The organism is Microvirga calopogonii, assembly GCF_003347665.1.
GTDB lineage: Bacteria > Pseudomonadota > Alphaproteobacteria > Rhizobiales > Beijerinckiaceae > Microvirga > Microvirga calopogonii.
In genome coordinates, this window is sequence record NZ_QDGA01000001.1 from 499,899 (window position 1) to 514,926 (window position 15,028).

Consider the following 15,028-nt stretch of genomic DNA (forward strand, 5'->3'; position numbering starts at 1 on the left):
TCAAAAATGAGGCTCGCGCGACGATGCGGCGAGCCTGAAGGTCTCGAGAGAGGAGGTAATGGGACATTCATAAAGTACCGTTCCCTCCTCAGGAGAAGTGCAAACTCAACACATGGTCTATGCCTTCAGTGAATGGATAGCTTCGTCGACTGGCCTACACTTGCGCCTTAAGCATAATAGCCCGAAGCCGGCCCTGATCTTGGGGTCGGCCGATCAGGACCTGCTTCATCGGCGGGGATGGAAAGACTTCATGCAGGAGCAATTGCCGGAAACATCGAGCCGCCTGGTGAGCGGCACGCCTGCCTTTCGCCGATTGAATCTGGCTTTGTTCGCCGCCGGCTTCTCGACCTTTGCCATTCTCTACTGCGTCCAGCCCCTCCTGCCGGAATTCTCGCAGGAATTCCATGTCAGCGCAGCGATCAGCAGCCTGTCCCTGTCGCTCTCGACCGGCCTTCTCGCGGTGGCGATGCTGGTGGCGGGTTCCTTGTCGGAGGTCTGGGGGCGCAAGCCCGTCATGGTGGCCTCGCTGTTCGCCTCGGCTCTCCTGACCCTGTTGTCCGCCGCAGCCCCGAATTGGACCAGCCTGCTCCTCGCCCGCATGGCGATCGGCATCACCCTGAGCGGCCTTCCCGCCGTCGCCATGGCCTATGTGAGCGAGGAAGTGGACCCGAAATCCATCGGCCTCGCCATGGGGCTCTTCATCGGCGGCAATGCGGTCGGAGGCATGGCCGGTCGGATCATCAGCGGCGTTCTGACGGATCTCGGTTCCTGGCGTGTCGCCATCGGGCTGATCGGGGCCGTGGGTTTGATCTCGGCCCTGGCGGCTTGGCGGAGCCTGCCGGCCTCGGCCCATTTTCAGCCGCGCGCCGCCCGCCCGGGGCAGTTGCTGCGCTCCTTCGGGGAACACCTGCGTGACCCGGGTCTGCGGGCCCTGTTCGCCGAGGCTTTCCTCCTCATGGGCGGGTTCGTGACGATCTACAATTATCTCGGCTACCGCCTGACGGAAGCCCCCTATTCCCTGAGTCAATCGGCCATCGGGGCGATTTTCTCCGCCTATCTGATCGGCACCTTGAGTTCGGCCTGGATCGGGGAGCTGGCTGGACGCCTGGGCCGCAGGCGGGTCCTGTGGGCCATGATCGCGATCATGCTTGCCGGCGTGGCGCTCACGCTTTTCCATCACCTTGCGCTCATTCTGGCCGGGATCGTGGCTGTGACCTTCGGCTTCTTCGGCGCCCATTCCATCGCCAGCAGCTGGGTCGGCAACCGGGCCCTCGGCGCGAAGGCACAGGCCTCGGCCCTGTACCTGTTCTGCTACTATCTCGGCTCCAGCGCCGTCGGCACCCTGGGCGGCGTGTTCTGGACGCATGGGGGTTGGCCCGGCGTGTCGGCCCTCGTGGCCCTCCTGCTGCTCGCAGCGCTCGCCCTCGCTCTTCGGCTGATGGCTCTTCCGCAGCGCGAGGCCGCACAGGCGCCGCGGCAATAAAAATCCTGCGCGAACCAAGCAATCGCGCGTCAGTTTATTTACGTCCAGCCGATCGACAACATGACAATCTCAGCGCTTTATATAGCTTAACTGCATAGATTATCTCGATACTCAGGCTATACCCGGCGCTACCCAGGCAAATATATCGTCTTAATGTTGCCCCATTAGCCTCCATTTTGCATCCCATCGATAACAATCAAGGGAATGCATTGTGGATCAACGTAAGGTATCGCTCGCACTTGCAAGTCTGTTCATCTCCGGATCGACGATCTTCTTACCTCAAGCTGCCTCCGCCGATCCGGTAGAGCCTGCCGGGAAAGTCATTCAGAGCGGCCGCGCTTCCTGGTATGGCCCGGGGTTCCACGGCCGGCGGACCGCAAGCGGCGAAACCTTCAACACCAACGACCTGACCGCCGCCCATCGCACCCTGCCCTTCGGCACGAAGGTCCGGGTCGTGAACAAGAAGACTGGCAAGTCGGTGGTCGTTCGTATCAATGACCGTGGTCCATATGCCCACGGTCGTGTCATCGATCTGTCAAAAGCCTCCGCGCAGGCTATCGGCCTCTCCGGCGTCACCTCCGTGGACGTCGCCCAACTTTAAAGACCGGCTTTCGAGTCCGCCGCTTATTTCATGACCTGTTCATTTTTCGACTGATCCATTGCCACCCGCCCCGGCAGGACTCCCTTGCCGGGGCGGATCATGGAACCGACAAGCCTTTTTCCCGCTTTTCCCCGGTCCCTTTCGTTCAAGAAGAGGCCTTTTGGAACGTATGCAGATCGGCCGGTCCCTCACATCGATCACCGCCCTCCTGACGCTCGCGGCGGCTGTCTCCCCCATGGCCGCCGCGCAGACGGGGCGGACCTGGGTCGATCCCCCGGCTCAGACCGGCCCGGCCCCTTCGCCGGCGCCCGCTCCTCAGGCCCCGCCGCCCGAAAGCCCTCCGCCGCAGGCCGCGACACCGACGCCCGCACCGGCAACCCCGCCCGCGCAAACGGCCCAGCCGCAGGCACCGGTCGCAAAGCCCGACGCGCCGACTTCAGCGCAAACAGAGCCGCCGCCCGCGGCCAGACCTTCTTCGCCCAGTGTGGCCGCGAAGCCGCAGGAAGGTCCTGGCGGCGACAATCGCTCCGCCCGGGCGACAGTCGCACGGGACTTCGCCGTCGATTATCTCGCATCCTGGTCCGCCTCGAACGAGGTCGCCCTCGAGGCGACGGCCGCTTTCTATGCGCCGCGCATTCTCTTCCACGGGCGCGAGATGACCATGAAGCGCCTCTTCAACGAGAAGCGCCGTTTCGCCCAGCGCTGGCCGGAGCGCGATTATCGCCCGCGCCAGGACGCCATCGGAGCCGCGTGCAACCCGGCGGGCGAGGTCTGCACGGTGCATGCGGTGTTCGACTTCACGGCCTCGAATCCGAGGCGACGACGCGTCTCGCAGGGGACCGGCGCACTGCAGCTCATCATAAACTTCATCGGCGACAAGCCGGTCATTGTCGCGGAACACAGCACGCTGCTCGGTCAGCAGCACAGGAGAAACCTTGCCCAGGAGGGTGTCTCGCATGATTGACGATTCCATCACCCCGGATTCCAAGGCTGATCCGCGCCAGAACTGGGCCCGGACGCGCGAGAGGATGCGCGAGGTCATCCACGCGGAACTCGACAGGATCCATCCTACGGACGACGCGCGTCGCGCCCTCGAACTCATCATCGAATCCTCCGTGCGCCCGTCCGAGGAGAACGGCGCGCTGAAGCTCAGCATCATCGATCACGACGGCAAGACGCGGACGATCGAGAAGAACGGGCAGACGGCGGAGTTCACGCTGCAGGACCTCCTGGAGGAGTTGCGCGGCAAGTATCCGGTGCTGTTCCGGCCGGCGAAGCCCGATGCGGCTGCGCTCGCGCGGGAGAACGAGACGCCTCAGCCGCGTGAGGCACCGAAGCGTGATTGGTTGAACGTCGATGCCCCCCCGTCACGACCGGTCGAGGACGCCGTCGCAATCCATCAGGAGGCGCGAGAGGAACCGACGCTTCCGGAACGGGCGCGCAGCACGTTCGAGACGCTGAAAGCCTCCGTCATGCCCGAGCACGGCAATCGGGCCGAGGATCATCCGATTCCGGTTGTCGAAGAGCATGAGCGGAACGTCTTCGACGACGTGCGCGCGCGCTCCTGGGCGCGACCGGCCGTCGCCCTCGCGGCGGTGTCCGTCCTCGCGCTCCTCGGCGTCGGGGCCTTCCTGTTCCGAGGACACGAGGCGCCGCCACCGAAGGCCACCGCTGCGGCGGCGGCCCCGTCCGGTCCGATCAAGGAACCGGAGCCGGTCACGACGGGCTCGACGGGGGCCGCAGGAACGCTGCGCGGCGTGCCGGACGTGATCGATACGGCAACCTTGTCGCTGAACGGTGAAGTCGTGCGCCTGTTCGGCGTTGAATGGGCTCCCGGCGCAGGCAAGCCCGAAGACCTGACTCAGTATCTCAACGGGCGCGAAGTGGCTTGCGACCCGGTAGGCGGAAACGACGTGTACCGGTGTCAGGTCGGCAGCCAGGACCTGTCCCGCGTGGTGCTGTTCAACGGCGGCGGGCGTCCCACGGACGATGCAACGCCCGAACTCAAGGCAGCGGCCGAGAAGGCCCGCGAGGCGAAGATCGGCGTCTGGAGCAAGCAGCAGCCATAAGAAAGCGGCCCCTGCTTGGCAGGAGCCGCTCATTCTTCAAGGCATTGCATGCTGGAGCATCGTTCGGAGCGGAAAACCGGATCCACTTTTCGCACGATGCTTCAGGCGCGCGCTTCGGCCGGGCCGGGAATCTCCACCTCGATCTCGAGGGTCGAGATGTCGGAATCGCGGTTCATCTTCACCTGAACGTTGTCCTGCTCCACCATGACGTGACGGCGGACGACGGCCAGGATCTCCTCCCGCAGCTGTGCCACGAGGTCGGGCTTGCCCCCGACGATGCCGCGCTCGTGCGCCAGCAGGATCTGCAGGCGCTCCCTCGCGACGGGCGCGGAGGTGCGCCGGTTGAAGAAACTCAAAAGGCTCATGCAGCCCTCCGTCCGAACAGTTTGCCGAACAATCCCTTCTTGTCGGACGGGATGGTCAGTTCGACGGTTTCGCCCTTGAGCCGACGGACCGCATCGAAATAGGCGCGGCCCGGGGCGCTGGCAGGATTGTTCAGGGTCACCGGCGAGCCGACGTTCGAGGCGCGCAGCACCTCTTCGCTCTCGGGAATGATGCCGATCAGCGGGATCGAAAGGATCTCCAGCACGTCCTCGACCTTCAGCATCTCGCCGCGCTCGGCGCGGGCCGGGTCGTAGCGGGTGAGCAGCAGGTGCTTCTCGATGCGTTCGCCCTTCTCGGCCCGTTCCGTCTTGGAGTCGAGGAGACCGATGATGCGGTCTGAATCGCGGACGGACGAGACTTCCGGGTTCGTCACGACGACGGCCACATCCGCGTGGCGCATGGCCATCGTGGCGCCGCGTTCGATGCCGGCCGGGCTGTCGCAGATGATCCAATCGAACTTCTGGCGCAGCTCATCGAGCACCCGGGCCACGCCCTCTTCGGTGAGCGCATCCTTGTCGCGGGTCTGCGAGGCGGGCAGCAGGGAGAGGTTCTCGAGCCGCTTGTCGCGGATGAGCGCCTGGTTCAGCTTGGCGTCGCCCTGCACCACGTTGATGAGATCGAACACCACGCGGCGCTCGGCGCCCATCACGAGATCCAGGTTGCGCAGGCCGACGTCGAAGTCGATCACGACGACCTTGTCGCCGCCATGCGCCAGCGCCGCCCCCAGAGCCGCCGAAGACGTTGTCTTGCCAACGCCACCCTTGCCGGAAGTTACGACCAAGACTTTGGCCATTGTCGCCCTCTTTCTCTCAATCCAATGTTTTCAGGATGATCGAGTCACCATCCAGGTTCACTTGCACAGGCTGACCGAGGAACTTGCCCCCCAGATCGTCAGCGGTCTTGTAGAGCCCATCGATCGCAATCAATTCGGCTTCGAATTTTCGGCAGAAGATGCGCGCACGGCCATTGCCCGTGCAGCCCGCGATGGCGCGGCCGCGCAGGGAGCCATAGACGTGGATCGAGCCGCCGGCAACGATCTCGGAACCCGACGCGACGGAACCGAGGACCGTCACGTCGCCTTCGGGATGGAGGATCGACTGACCCGAGCGCACGGAACCTTCGATGAGAAGCGACTTCTCCGGCACGGGCGCGTCGGCGAAGGGCGAGGCGGTCGCGGCGACGGCCGCGTTGGCGGCGTCCGGCACGTCGATCTCGCCGGTCGGCTTGCCGCCGGTGATCTGCGGCGGCATGTCGGCGTCGACGTTCTCGGGAGCGGCGCCCTCAAGGCCGATGATGCGGATGTTGCGCATCTTGAAGGCCGCCAGCAGGAACTTCAGCTCGGACTTTGAAGGCTTTAACGATGAGACGTCGGCAATGATGGGCCGCCCGGTGAAAAACCCGGGCGAACGCTCGGACACGGCATCGAGATCTTCGAGCCAGTCCCTCAGCGGCACTTCGGGCGCGAGGACCAGGGCCATGAAGGACCTGCCACGGAAGCGAAGAGATGGACGGGTGCGAACGGCAATGGTCACGGGAGTTCAGATTCCTTTAATACCCCATGATTTCGACCGCTTATGGTTAACGGACGGTTAAAGGGGCAGACGGACGCTAACAATTTTCAGGGGGCAGAAACGGCGGAAATCTGGGCATCCGTCCGGGTAAACCCTGAGGGCTGGATGAGAAATTCAGCTCTTTCAAGGAATATAAAGATAAAACCTATCTCTTATTGAGTATTCTCTAGCACTTCTTGAGTAGTAATCCGTCCTCAAAACTCAATTGACCGCACTGGACAGGGGCCTACGATGAGCTTTCTTTCGTTTTGTTTCATCGTTTCTTAGAGCGATTTTCAACCGATAAGTACGAGCACAAAGCGATCGGATCGACAATTGCCACCAGGCTCATCCAGGGGAGGATGAAGAATGTCGGGTCGAGTGAACGCCGCTTCTCCGTTATCGAGATTTTTCCGTCATTTGTCGCTTCAGGTCGTCTTTGTCGCAGCCGCTCTCGTTTCGGGCTCGGTTGCCGTTTCGGCCCAGAATGCGCAGGCCTTCAACCTGTCCCGCGCCAATGCGGGCACGCTCGGCGTGATCTCCGGCGGCGCGGACGGCACTTATATCCGCATTGCCGCGGATCTCGCCAACGTGCTCGACGGCGAGGACCTGCGCGTCCTGCCGATGATCGGTCGCGGCTCGCTGCAGAACCTGCGCGACATCATGTTCCTGCGCGGTGTCGATATCGGCATCGTGCAGATGGACGCGCGCGAGCAGCTGAAGGCGGAGAACCTCCAGAACGACGCGGTGCGGCGCCTGCGCTTCATCACCCGCCTCTACAACGAGGAGGTCCATATCATCGCCGACCGGGAGATCACCGACATCCGGCAGCTCGACGGCAAGAAGGTCAATATCGACAAGGCCGGCAGCGGCACCAACCTGACCTCGCGTCTGATCTTCGACAAGCTCGGGATCAAGCCGGACATGACCACTTTCGATCAGGCCTCGTCCTATGCGAAGCTGAAATCCGGAGAAATCCAGGCGGCCGTCTATGTGGCCGGACGTCCTGTTCGCGCCATCGCCGAGTTCCAGACGGACGGGCGTTTCCATCTCCTGTCGATCCCATTCGAGGGAGAGATCGCGGAAAGCTATTTCCCCGCCCGCCTGGCGAACGCCGATTATCCGCAGCTCGTCGACAAGGACAAGCCGGTCGAGACCCTGGCCGTCGGCAGCCTGCTTGCCGTGTTCAACTGGCCCGAGAACTCCGACCGCTACAATCGCGTCAAGCGCTTCGTGGATGCGTTCTTCTCGCGGTTCGACGAGTTCCTGCAGCCCGGGCGGCATCCGAAATGGAAGGAAGTCAACCTCGCGGCCGACGTGCCCGGCTGGGAGCGCGTGAAGCCGGCGCAGGACTGGCTCGACCGTGCCGCTGCGGCGAGCAAGCCGTCGCCGGAAGGCAAGAGCTTCGAGAGCTTCATGAAGAGCAGAGGCATCGACGTCTCGGCCGAGCAGCGCGAGGTGCTGTTCCGGGAATTCCTCGCTTGGCAGAACGACCGGCAACGATCCGCCCGGCGCGTCACGCGGCAGGACTGACGATCCAAACAGGACCGAAGCCGAAGGCTTCCCGCGGAACCTTGGGCGACCACAAGGAGGTCCGACATGGTTGGGCACACCAAGACTGGACTGAAACGTTTGACCGTGGAGTTGCTGACCACGGGCCTGATCGGCGTCGGGCTCCTTGGGCCCGCCGTCGCGCAAGTCGCCCCGGCCGGTGGCGGTCCCAGGAGCGGGAACGATGCATCCCAAACGTCGACGGAGGATCTTCGCACGATCCTGCCGCTTCTCCTCACCTCGCCGGACCGGAAACGGCTTGCGGTGGACCTGGAGGCCGCCATCCGGACAGGCGACATGAGGAAGGCGGAGAGCAGCCTGAATGCGGCGATCGAGGTCGGGACCCTTGCCATCGTGCTCGTCGATCGCCTGAACGATCCGAACCTGGCCCCCGCCTTGCAGGGGCTGGGCATTCGAGGCGATGACGGTCTGACGCCGGAACCACCCGCTGCCGACAAGGCGGCAGCGGTCGAGGCCTGCGCGGCCTCTCCTTCCCCCGATGCCTCGGGCGTCGCAGCCATGCAGCAGGCGTTGGAGGAGGAGCGCGCCAATAGCGGCAAGGTCTCGCAAGCCCTCGCAGGGCTCACGCAGGAGCGGGATTCTCTCGCGGAGCGCCTGGACAAGGAGACGAAGGCGCAGGCGCTCGCCTCCTCCGAACTGCGCCAGGCCTTGCAGCGGGAGCAGGACCAAAGCCGGGCCGCCATCGGCGAGCTGGAGAAGCTCAAGGCGGAATACCGGGCTCTTCAGGCCGCCACGGAGCAGGAGAAGGCCACCGAGGCAACGAGTGCGTCCGAACGCGACGCGGTCCTGCGCCGGGAGCGCGAGCGGGGCGACGAGGCCGAGCGCCGGCTCGCCGGCGCCGAGACGGAGCTGCGGAACCTACGCGCCTTCAAGGAAGAGAAGATGGCATCCGACACGGCACGGGTCGCGGAACTGAAGAAGGCCCTGGCCGTGGCCGAGTGGCGCGGCGACATGCTCACCCGGGAGCTGGTGGACACCGACGATGAGCTTCGCGCGCTTCAGGAGCCCAAGCGTCCAAGCGCCACGCCTGTGGTGTTCCGCCTCGCGGCGGCCGGGACGGAACTCCCTCTCGCGACAGCCCAGGAGGAGGCTCCACCGGCAGTGCCGGAGGTGAAAACCCCAGCTGTGGCTTCCGATAAGGCGCTGCCGGACGTGACTTCCGCCCTGCGGCAGGAGCTTGCTCCCGTTGTGGTCGCGTCCCTGCCCGAGGCGATCCAGCCTTTGCCGCTTGGCACGGCAACCGCGGCGCCCACAAAGACGGAAGCGCCATCCGGGCCGGAACCCAAGGCGGGCGCATCCGCGGAGGCTCCCAGGGTCGATGATCGCCTGATGAAACGCGCGGAAGAACTCTTCCGCAAAGGCGATGTGAGCGCAGCCCGTCTCCTGTTCGAGCGGGCGATGGACGGCGGCAATGCCCGCGCGGCCTTCCTGCTGGCGGAAACCTTCGACCCGAACGTACTTTCCAGGCTGGGTGTCCTGGGGATCCGCGGCGATGCCGGCAAGGCGCGGGAGTATTATGCGCGGGCTCGTGCCCTTGGCATTGCGCAGGCGGGCGAACGGATGGAAGCCTTGAAATAGGGATTTAGAACGGCACCCACTCGCCGCCTTCGGTCAGGGAATCCACGGCGCGTTCGAGCGCCGTGCCGGCATCGAGCAGCTGCTGGGCCGTCTGCTGGATCTGCAGGGCCGATCCGGGAAGTCCGGCCACGTGCTCGGTCAGTTCCCTGACCCTCTCGATCAGCTCGATCAGGTCGGCGGCGAGCGCGGCCCTCTCCTCTGCCTCCGCGACAGCGGGGCGGCCTTGCTTCAGGCGCGGAGCGAGAGGGATCACGTTCGACATGCTTTGAAAATCTTCTTTTGTTCCGCCGAGGGCAATGGACGATCCAGGCGCGATCCACAGCAAACCGCAGCCTTAACGGCTGCCACGCTTCATGGCGATGCCTTTTTCATAGCTTCCGAAGCTTGCGAGAGGCTTAAACCTGCTCGTTGACTCCAGCATATTGGATAGATATTCTAGTTTAATGGAAGAAGCCTCCACCCTTCATGCCCATCTGGCGACGCGCCTGCGCGATCTACGCGCCGAGAGTGGCATGACCCTGGACGGGTTGTCCGAGCGCACCGGCGTGAGCCGTTCCATGATTTCCCTGATCGAGCGCGGCGAGAGCAGCCCGACCGCAGCCGTGCTCGACAAGCTGGCCGCGGGCCTCGGCGTGACCCTGGCGTCGCTCTTCGCCGAGCGGGACAGCCGGGAAGCCTCTCCGCTCGCCCGCCGCGCCGATCAACGTGTCTGGCGCGACCCGGACAGCGGCTACCTGCGCCGCAATCTGTCCGCTCCCGGATTTCCCTCGCCCATCGAACTCGTCGAGGTGATCATGCCGCCCGGCGCCCGCGTGGCCTACGACACGGGCCATCGCGCCTCCGTGGTCCACCAGCAGATCTGGATCGTCGAGGGCGAGATCGAGCTCACCCTGGGCGAGGAGACCTTCCGGCTAGGAATGGGCGACTGCCTGTCCATGCGCCTCGACCAACCGACCCTGTTTCGCAACCATGCCGAACGTCCGGCACGGTATCTCGTGGCCCTTGCCACCGATGCGCGTGCCGGGTCTGGCCCTCAGCGCTGAGAACATCCCCATGATCGGATCGATCCTTATCCGCAACCTCTCGCCCCAGGAAGCCGGGGAACGGATCGGAGCCTTGTCGGCCGTCCTGATCGATTGCGTCGAGGGCGGCGCCTCGGTCAGCTTCATGTCGCCGCTGACGCGGGAGAGAGCCGATGCGTTCTGGCAGGGCGTCGCCGAAGGCGTCGCCCAAGGCGAGCGCATCCTGCTCGTCGCCCAGGAGGAGACGGGCGGACGGATCGTCGGGACCGTGCAGGTCGTGCTCAAGCAGCCGGAGAACCAGCCGCATCGGGCCGACATCGCCAAGATGCTCGTCATGGGCCAAGCCCGAAAGCGCGGCATCGGCGCGGCCCTGATGATGGCTGCCGAAGACGCCGCCCGCGCGGCCGGGAAGACCGTGCTCGTGCTCGACACGGTGACGGGAGGCGATGCAGAACGCCTTTACGAGCGCGTCGGATGGATCAAATCGGGCGTGATTCCGAACTATGCCCTGTGGCCGAAAGGCGGGTTCTGCGACACGACCGTGTTCTACAAGCAGCTTACACCGGGCTGATCGAGCGAAGGATTAGGCTCCTTCTCTTGACTGGCGCATCGGATGAGGCGGACCCGCAGGGCCACGTCAGTGAAAACCGGGTCCACTTTTCACTGACGTGGCCCTGCGGGTCGCTGACGCGGCCCTCTGGGTCCGTCCGATGCGCTAGACGTTGGCCTAATGGGCTCAGACGTGCCCGCCGTGCTATGGCCGGGCTCCTTCAACCTTCTTCGTACCCCATCAGATAAACAATCATGGATCTATCCACTGCGGCGCTTCTCGCCGCCTCGGGTCTTGCAGCCGGCCTCGTCAATGCGATTGCGGGCGGCGGCACCTTCTTCACCTTCTCGGCCCTCGTCGCCGCAGGTCTCCCGCCCGTCGTGGCCAACGCCACGAGCGCGGTCGCGGTCACGCCCGCGAACCTGGCGAGCGCCTGGGCCTATCGTCGGGAACTCGCCGCGAATGTGAAGCGCTTCGCGGCACTGGGTATCGTCAGCCTCGTCGGCGGCGTGATCGGCGCCTACATCCTCACCGTCACCAACAACGACGCCTTCCGCAAGCTCGTGCCGTGGCTTCTGCTGTTCGCGACCCTGCTCTTCGCCGCGAGCCCGAAGATCGTGGCGCTCGCCCGCAGGATCGGAAAACAGGAAGGACATCACCCGTCCAACAAGGCATGGGCGGCGGGTCTCGCGTTCCAGACATGCGTCGCCGTCTATGGCGGCTTCTTCGGCGCGGGCATGGGCATCGTCATGCTGGCGGCGCTCGCGATCACCGAAGGTGACGACTTCCACCTGATCAATTCCGCAAAGCATCTGTGCTCCACGCTGATCCAGCTCGTCGCCGTGATCCTGTTCATCGCAGCCGGTCTCGTCAGCTGGCCGGAGACCATGATCGTCGGCGCGGCCTCCGTGATCGGCGGCTATCTCGGAGTCGTCTTCGGCCGCCGTTTGCCTGCAAGCGTGATTCGCTGGCTGGTCATCGCGGTCGGCGCGGCACTGACACTCTATTTCTTTATCCGCTGAATTCGATAACCATATTCGAAATAGCGCGCGGTCGGGCAGCTTTTTGAAGACGGCTGCCCGATTCACGCCACAACCATGCTCCTTCCTGCGACACTCGATTCTCAACGCTCGCAAAGAAGGAAATGCCTGTGGCCGATTCCCAAAACTTTTCAGGACACGACGGAACGCAATCGGTAAGCGCTCTCGGCCTGCGCTGGGCTGCCTTGCGCGGCATGTTGAACTCGCCGCTGATCACGGCCGAGGAGCAGCGCCCGCTGCGCGACGAGCTGCTGCGCGAGCTTTCTGCCATCGAGCAGGATTTCAGCGATCTGCCGTCGCGCAGCACGATGGAGATCTCCGCCAAACTCGACATCGCGAAATCAGCGCTTCGCGAGCGCATTCAAGGCGGAGAATCATGGCTGGTCGATCTGATCGAGAGCATCCAGTCCGATCTTCACAGCGTCGCCCACAAGCCGTCCGCGACGCCGACAGCGACAACCGGTCGTTCGCCGGCCAATCTCAGCCGCCCGCAGCAGCAGCGTTCGGATGAAACCGGCAGCTCTTCCACATCCCCGAGTTCCGCGACTTCTACGGCTTCGGAAACAACCACATCTTCGGCGGCCTGATCGTCGTAATGCGCCGCGCTCGAGTTCATCGAGTGCGGCGCATGTTCATCGCAGACGCGTAACGTTCTTCCGCTACACGAGTCCCGGATCGATGGTGCTCGTCCGTTCGAGCCATGCGGGAACGGGCAGGTTCTTCGAGCGCAGGAAGTCCGGATTGAAGAGCTTGGACTGATAACGCGTGCCGTAATCGCACAGGATCGTCACGATGGTGTGCCCAGGGCCGAGTTGCCGGGCGAGACGGATAGCGCCCGCGACGTTGATGCCCGACGATCCACCCAGGCACAGCCCTTCCTGCTCCAGCAGTTCGAAGATGACCGGCAGTGCCTCCTCGTCCGGAATCTGGAACGCGACGTCGATGGGAGCATCGACCAGGTTGGCCGTGATGCGGCCCTGGCCGATGCCCTCCGTGATCGACGAACCGGACGCCTTCAGCTCGCCGGTCGTGTAATAGCTGTAGAGCGCGGCGCCCATCGGGTCGGCAAGGCCAATCGTGACCTTCGGGTTGCGCTCCTTCAGCGCCATGCCGACACCCGCGAGGGTGCCGCCGGTGCCGACGGCGCAGATGAAGCCGTCGACCTTGCCGTCCGTCTGCTCCCAGATTTCCGGCCCCGTCGTCTCGATATGCGCCTGCCGGTTCGCCACGTTGTCGAACTGGTTGGCCCAGATCGCCCCGTTCGGCTCGGAGGCCGCAAGGCGCTCCGCCAGTCTCCCTGAGACCTTCACGTAGTTGTTGGGATTGGTGTAAGGCACGGCCGGGACCTCGATCAGCTCGGCGCCGGCGAGCCGCAGCATGTCCTTCTTCTCCTGGCTCTGCGTCTCCGGGATCACGATCACCGTCCGGAACCCGAGCGCATTGGCCACGAGAGCCAAGCCGATACCGGTATTGCCCGCCGTGCCCTCGACGATCACGCCGCCCGGGCGCAGCGCTCCACGCCTCACCGCATCCTGGATGATGAACAGGGCGGCCCGGTCCTTCACGGATTGGCCGGGATTCATGAACTCGGCCTTGCCCAGGATGGTGCATCCGGTCAGTTCGGAGGCACGGCGGAGCTTGATCAAGGGCGTGTTGCCGATGGCGGCGGGGACGTCGGGCTGGATGGTCATGGCGCCTAACTGCTGGTTCCGGAAAGAGATCTGCGAATGTGAAGACCAGGTGTAAGCCATTCAAAGGGAATCTTCACGGCCGATATTCACATATTGATATGTGATTAAAAATCAAAATACATCACTTGACGTTCTTTATATCGAACCACATTGTTTGGTCGCAAGAGCCTCAGGCTCCTGAATATCAATCAGTATCGATCATTTCACGAAAGCTCAGGAGCGACCATGTCCAGCTCTGCCGTAGCTTCGCCTCTTTCCGCCGGAAACCGTGCAAGCTTGACCATCAACACCCCAGCCTCCCTGGCGGCCGCAGCCGGCATCATCGGCGGCGCGGCTCTTCTGAGCGCCATCATCAACCCGAAGCAGGCTGCGCTTTACGTCCTCGGGGCGGCGCTCGGACTCGTCCTTTATCACGCCGCCTTCGGCTTCACCTCGGCCTGGCGCGTCTTCATCGCGGATCGTCGCGGCGAGGGCCTGAGGGCCCAGATGGTGATGCTGGCGATTGCCTCCATCCTGTTCTTCCCCGTCCTCGCCTCCGGAACGCTCTTCGGCCAGCCGGTGGCCGGCAACGTCTCGCCGGCCGGCATTGGGGTGGTCTTCGGCGCCTTCATCTTCGGCATCGGCATGCAGATGGGCGGCGGCTGCGCCTCGGGCACGCTTTATACGGTCGGCGGCGGCTCCACCCGCATGCTGATCACGCTCGCGGCCTTCATCGCCGGATCCGCCATCGGCGCGGCACACCTGCACTGGTGGACGGCACTGCCGAGCCTGCCCAAGATTTCCATCATCGAGCTTTGGGGCCCCTGGACGGCGCTGGCCGTGCAGCTTGCCGTCTTCGCCCTCATCGCGGCGGTGACCGTCGTGCTCGAGAAGCGCCGCCATGGTCAGCTGATCCAGCCGGCTCCCTCCCCGCGCCAAGGCCTTGCGCGCTTCACGCGCGGCCCCTGGCCGCTGGTGGCGGGCGCGGTCGCGCTGGCTCTCCTGAACTTCGTGACGCTCTACCTCGCCGGCCGGCCCTGGGGCGTGACCTCCGCCTTCGCCCTCTGGGGCTCGAAGATCGCGGCGGCTATCGGCTTCGACGTGGCGAGCTGGCCCTATTGGTCGAGCCCCGCCAGCCGGGCCGCGCTCGAGGGCAGCATCTTCAACGACGTTACGACGGTGATGGATTTCGGCATCATCCTCGGAGCGCTTTTCGCCGCTTCCCTGGCCGGCCGCTTCGCCCCTACCTGGAAGGTCCCGCTGCGCTCCGCCATCGCGGCCATCGTCGGCGGCCTTCTTCTCGGTTACGGGGCCCGGCTCGCCTATGGCTGCAACATCGGGGCCTATTTCTCCGGCATCGCATCCGGCAGCTTCCACGGCTGGGTCTGGCTCGTCGCAGCCTTTGCCGGCAATGTCTTCGGTACGCGCCTGCGTCCCCTCTTCGGCCTCGAAGTGGAGCGCGTGAAGCTCACCGGCTGCTGAACATGATCGGGGCTGAGATCAATCTCA

Annotated in this window: 16 protein-coding genes; 11 read left to right on the plus strand and 5 right to left on the minus strand. The window is 64.5% G+C overall.

Annotated elements, in window-relative coordinates; translation table 11 throughout:
* The first annotated feature begins 250 nt into the window (after positions 1-250).
* The 4 genes from DDF70_RS02340 to DDF70_RS02355 all read left to right on the plus strand — a co-directional run bounded on the left by DDF70_RS02340 (position 251) and on the right by DDF70_RS02355 (position 4,153).
* Positions 251-1,483, plus strand: coding sequence for an MFS transporter (locus DDF70_RS02340; RefSeq protein WP_114943226.1), 1,233 nt, complete (start codon positions 251-253; stop codon positions 1,481-1,483).
* Positions 1,484-1,751: 268 nt separating this feature from the next.
* A complete protein-coding gene (locus DDF70_RS02345; RefSeq protein ID WP_245435347.1) occupies positions 1,752-2,084 on the plus strand; it encodes a septal ring lytic transglycosylase RlpA family protein in 333 nt (110 codons plus the stop codon).
* Between the two features lie 160 nt (positions 2,085-2,244).
* Entirely contained in the window at positions 2,245-3,048 is an 804-nt protein-coding gene (locus DDF70_RS02350) for a hypothetical protein (RefSeq protein WP_162820189.1), read from the plus strand.
* Complete coding sequence (locus DDF70_RS02355; protein ID WP_114943229.1) at positions 3,041-4,153, plus strand: hypothetical protein; 1,113 nt, start codon at positions 3,041-3,043, stop codon at positions 4,151-4,153. The genes DDF70_RS02350 and DDF70_RS02355 overlap by 8 nt, the downstream gene beginning before the upstream one ends.
* Before the next feature lie 101 nt (positions 4,154-4,254).
* Here DDF70_RS02355 and minE read toward each other — a convergent pair whose 3' ends face one another.
* From minE to minC, 3 genes are read right to left on the minus strand one after another with little or no spacing between them, the layout of a single operon-like run.
* Positions 4,255-4,518, minus strand: a complete 264-nt coding sequence (gene minE / locus DDF70_RS02360; RefSeq protein WP_114943230.1) for a cell division topological specificity factor MinE — start codon at positions 4,516-4,518, stop codon at positions 4,255-4,257.
* Entirely contained in the window at positions 4,515-5,330 is an 816-nt protein-coding gene (gene minD, locus DDF70_RS02365) for a septum site-determining protein MinD (protein ID WP_114943231.1), read from the minus strand. The genes minE and minD overlap by 4 nt, the downstream gene beginning before the upstream one ends.
* 16 nt (positions 5,331-5,346) lie before the next feature.
* Positions 5,347-6,015 carry a septum site-determining protein MinC gene (gene minC, locus DDF70_RS02370; RefSeq protein ID WP_245435336.1) on the minus strand — a complete coding sequence of 223 codons (669 nt, stop codon included), beginning with the start codon at positions 6,013-6,015 and terminating at the stop codon, positions 5,347-5,349.
* Positions 6,016-6,456: 441 nt separating this feature from the next.
* On the opposite strand from minC, the gene DDF70_RS02375 reads away from it, so the two are divergent.
* A complete protein-coding gene (locus tag DDF70_RS02375; RefSeq protein ID WP_114943233.1) occupies positions 6,457-7,620 on the plus strand; it encodes a TAXI family TRAP transporter solute-binding subunit in 1,164 nt (387 codons plus the stop codon).
* A gap of 66 nt (positions 7,621-7,686) precedes the next feature.
* Positions 7,687-9,237 (plus strand): coiled-coil domain-containing protein, encoded by a 1,551-nt coding sequence (locus tag DDF70_RS02380; RefSeq protein ID WP_114943234.1) that lies wholly within the window; start codon positions 7,687-7,689, stop codon positions 9,235-9,237.
* A gap of 4 nt (positions 9,238-9,241) precedes the next feature.
* On the opposite strand, the gene DDF70_RS02385 is transcribed toward DDF70_RS02380, so the two are convergent.
* Positions 9,242-9,499: a hypothetical protein gene (locus DDF70_RS02385; RefSeq protein ID WP_162820190.1), complete on the minus strand. Its 258-nt coding sequence runs from the start codon at positions 9,497-9,499 to the stop codon at positions 9,242-9,244.
* A gap of 181 nt (positions 9,500-9,680) precedes the next feature.
* Here DDF70_RS02385 and DDF70_RS02390 point away from each other — a divergent pair, with 181 nt between their 5' ends.
* The 4 genes from DDF70_RS02390 to DDF70_RS02405 all read left to right on the plus strand — a co-directional run bounded on the left by DDF70_RS02390 (position 9,681) and on the right by DDF70_RS02405 (position 12,436).
* Positions 9,681-10,280: a helix-turn-helix domain-containing protein gene (locus DDF70_RS02390; protein WP_114943236.1), complete on the plus strand. Its 600-nt coding sequence runs from the start codon at positions 9,681-9,683 to the stop codon at positions 10,278-10,280.
* Between the two features lie 10 nt (positions 10,281-10,290).
* Complete coding sequence (locus tag DDF70_RS02395; RefSeq protein ID WP_114943303.1) at positions 10,291-10,830, plus strand: GNAT family N-acetyltransferase; 540 nt, start codon at positions 10,291-10,293, stop codon at positions 10,828-10,830.
* A gap of 233 nt (positions 10,831-11,063) precedes the next feature.
* Positions 11,064-11,831, plus strand: coding sequence for a sulfite exporter TauE/SafE family protein (locus DDF70_RS02400; protein WP_114943237.1), 768 nt, complete (start codon positions 11,064-11,066; stop codon positions 11,829-11,831).
* 128 nt (positions 11,832-11,959) lie between these two features.
* Positions 11,960-12,436 carry a hypothetical protein gene (locus DDF70_RS02405; protein WP_114943238.1) on the plus strand — a complete coding sequence of 159 codons (477 nt, stop codon included), beginning with the start codon at positions 11,960-11,962 and terminating at the stop codon, positions 12,434-12,436.
* 72 nt (positions 12,437-12,508) lie between these two features.
* Here DDF70_RS02405 and DDF70_RS02410 read toward each other — a convergent pair whose 3' ends face one another.
* Positions 12,509-13,540 carry a cysteine synthase A gene (locus DDF70_RS02410; RefSeq protein WP_114943304.1) on the minus strand — a complete coding sequence of 344 codons (1,032 nt, stop codon included), beginning with the start codon at positions 13,538-13,540 and terminating at the stop codon, positions 12,509-12,511.
* A gap of 225 nt (positions 13,541-13,765) precedes the next feature.
* On the opposite strand from DDF70_RS02410, the gene DDF70_RS02415 reads away from it, so the two are divergent.
* Complete coding sequence (locus tag DDF70_RS02415) at positions 13,766-15,001, plus strand: YeeE/YedE family protein (protein WP_114943239.1); 1,236 nt, start codon at positions 13,766-13,768, stop codon at positions 14,999-15,001.
* Positions 15,002-15,028 lie beyond the last annotated feature (27 nt).

What these genes read in the sequence shown, in the direction of transcription:
- DDF70_RS02410 (WP_114943304.1), bottom strand. Translation starts at nt 13,540, where the DNA reads ATGACCATCCAGCCCGACGTCCCCGCCGCCATCGGCAACACGCCCTTG.
- DDF70_RS02380 (WP_114943234.1), top strand. Translation starts at nt 7,687, where the DNA reads ATGGTTGGGCACACCAAGACTGGACTGAAACGTTTGACCGTGGAGTTG.
- minC (WP_245435336.1), bottom strand. Translation starts at nt 6,015, where the DNA reads ATGGCCCTGGTCCTCGCGCCCGAAGTGCCGCTGAGGGACTGGCTCGAA.
- DDF70_RS02340 (WP_114943226.1), top strand. Translation starts at nt 251, where the DNA reads ATGCAGGAGCAATTGCCGGAAACATCGAGCCGCCTGGTGAGCGGCACG.
- DDF70_RS02400 (WP_114943237.1), top strand. Translation starts at nt 11,064, where the DNA reads ATGGATCTATCCACTGCGGCGCTTCTCGCCGCCTCGGGTCTTGCAGCC.
- minD (WP_114943231.1), bottom strand. Translation starts at nt 5,330, where the DNA reads ATGGCCAAAGTCTTGGTCGTAACTTCCGGCAAGGGTGGCGTTGGCAAG.
- minE (WP_114943230.1), bottom strand. Translation starts at nt 4,518, where the DNA reads ATGAGCCTTTTGAGTTTCTTCAACCGGCGCACCTCCGCGCCCGTCGCG.
- DDF70_RS02375 (WP_114943233.1), top strand. Translation starts at nt 6,457, where the DNA reads ATGTCGGGTCGAGTGAACGCCGCTTCTCCGTTATCGAGATTTTTCCGT.
- DDF70_RS02415 (WP_114943239.1), top strand. Translation starts at nt 13,766, where the DNA reads ATGTCCAGCTCTGCCGTAGCTTCGCCTCTTTCCGCCGGAAACCGTGCA.
- DDF70_RS02355 (WP_114943229.1), top strand. Translation starts at nt 3,041, where the DNA reads ATGATTGACGATTCCATCACCCCGGATTCCAAGGCTGATCCGCGCCAG.
- DDF70_RS02385 (WP_162820190.1), bottom strand. Translation starts at nt 9,499, where the DNA reads ATGTCGAACGTGATCCCTCTCGCTCCGCGCCTGAAGCAAGGCCGCCCC.
- DDF70_RS02390 (WP_114943236.1), top strand. Translation starts at nt 9,681, where the DNA reads ATGGAAGAAGCCTCCACCCTTCATGCCCATCTGGCGACGCGCCTGCGC.
- DDF70_RS02395 (WP_114943303.1), top strand. Translation starts at nt 10,291, where the DNA reads ATGATCGGATCGATCCTTATCCGCAACCTCTCGCCCCAGGAAGCCGGG.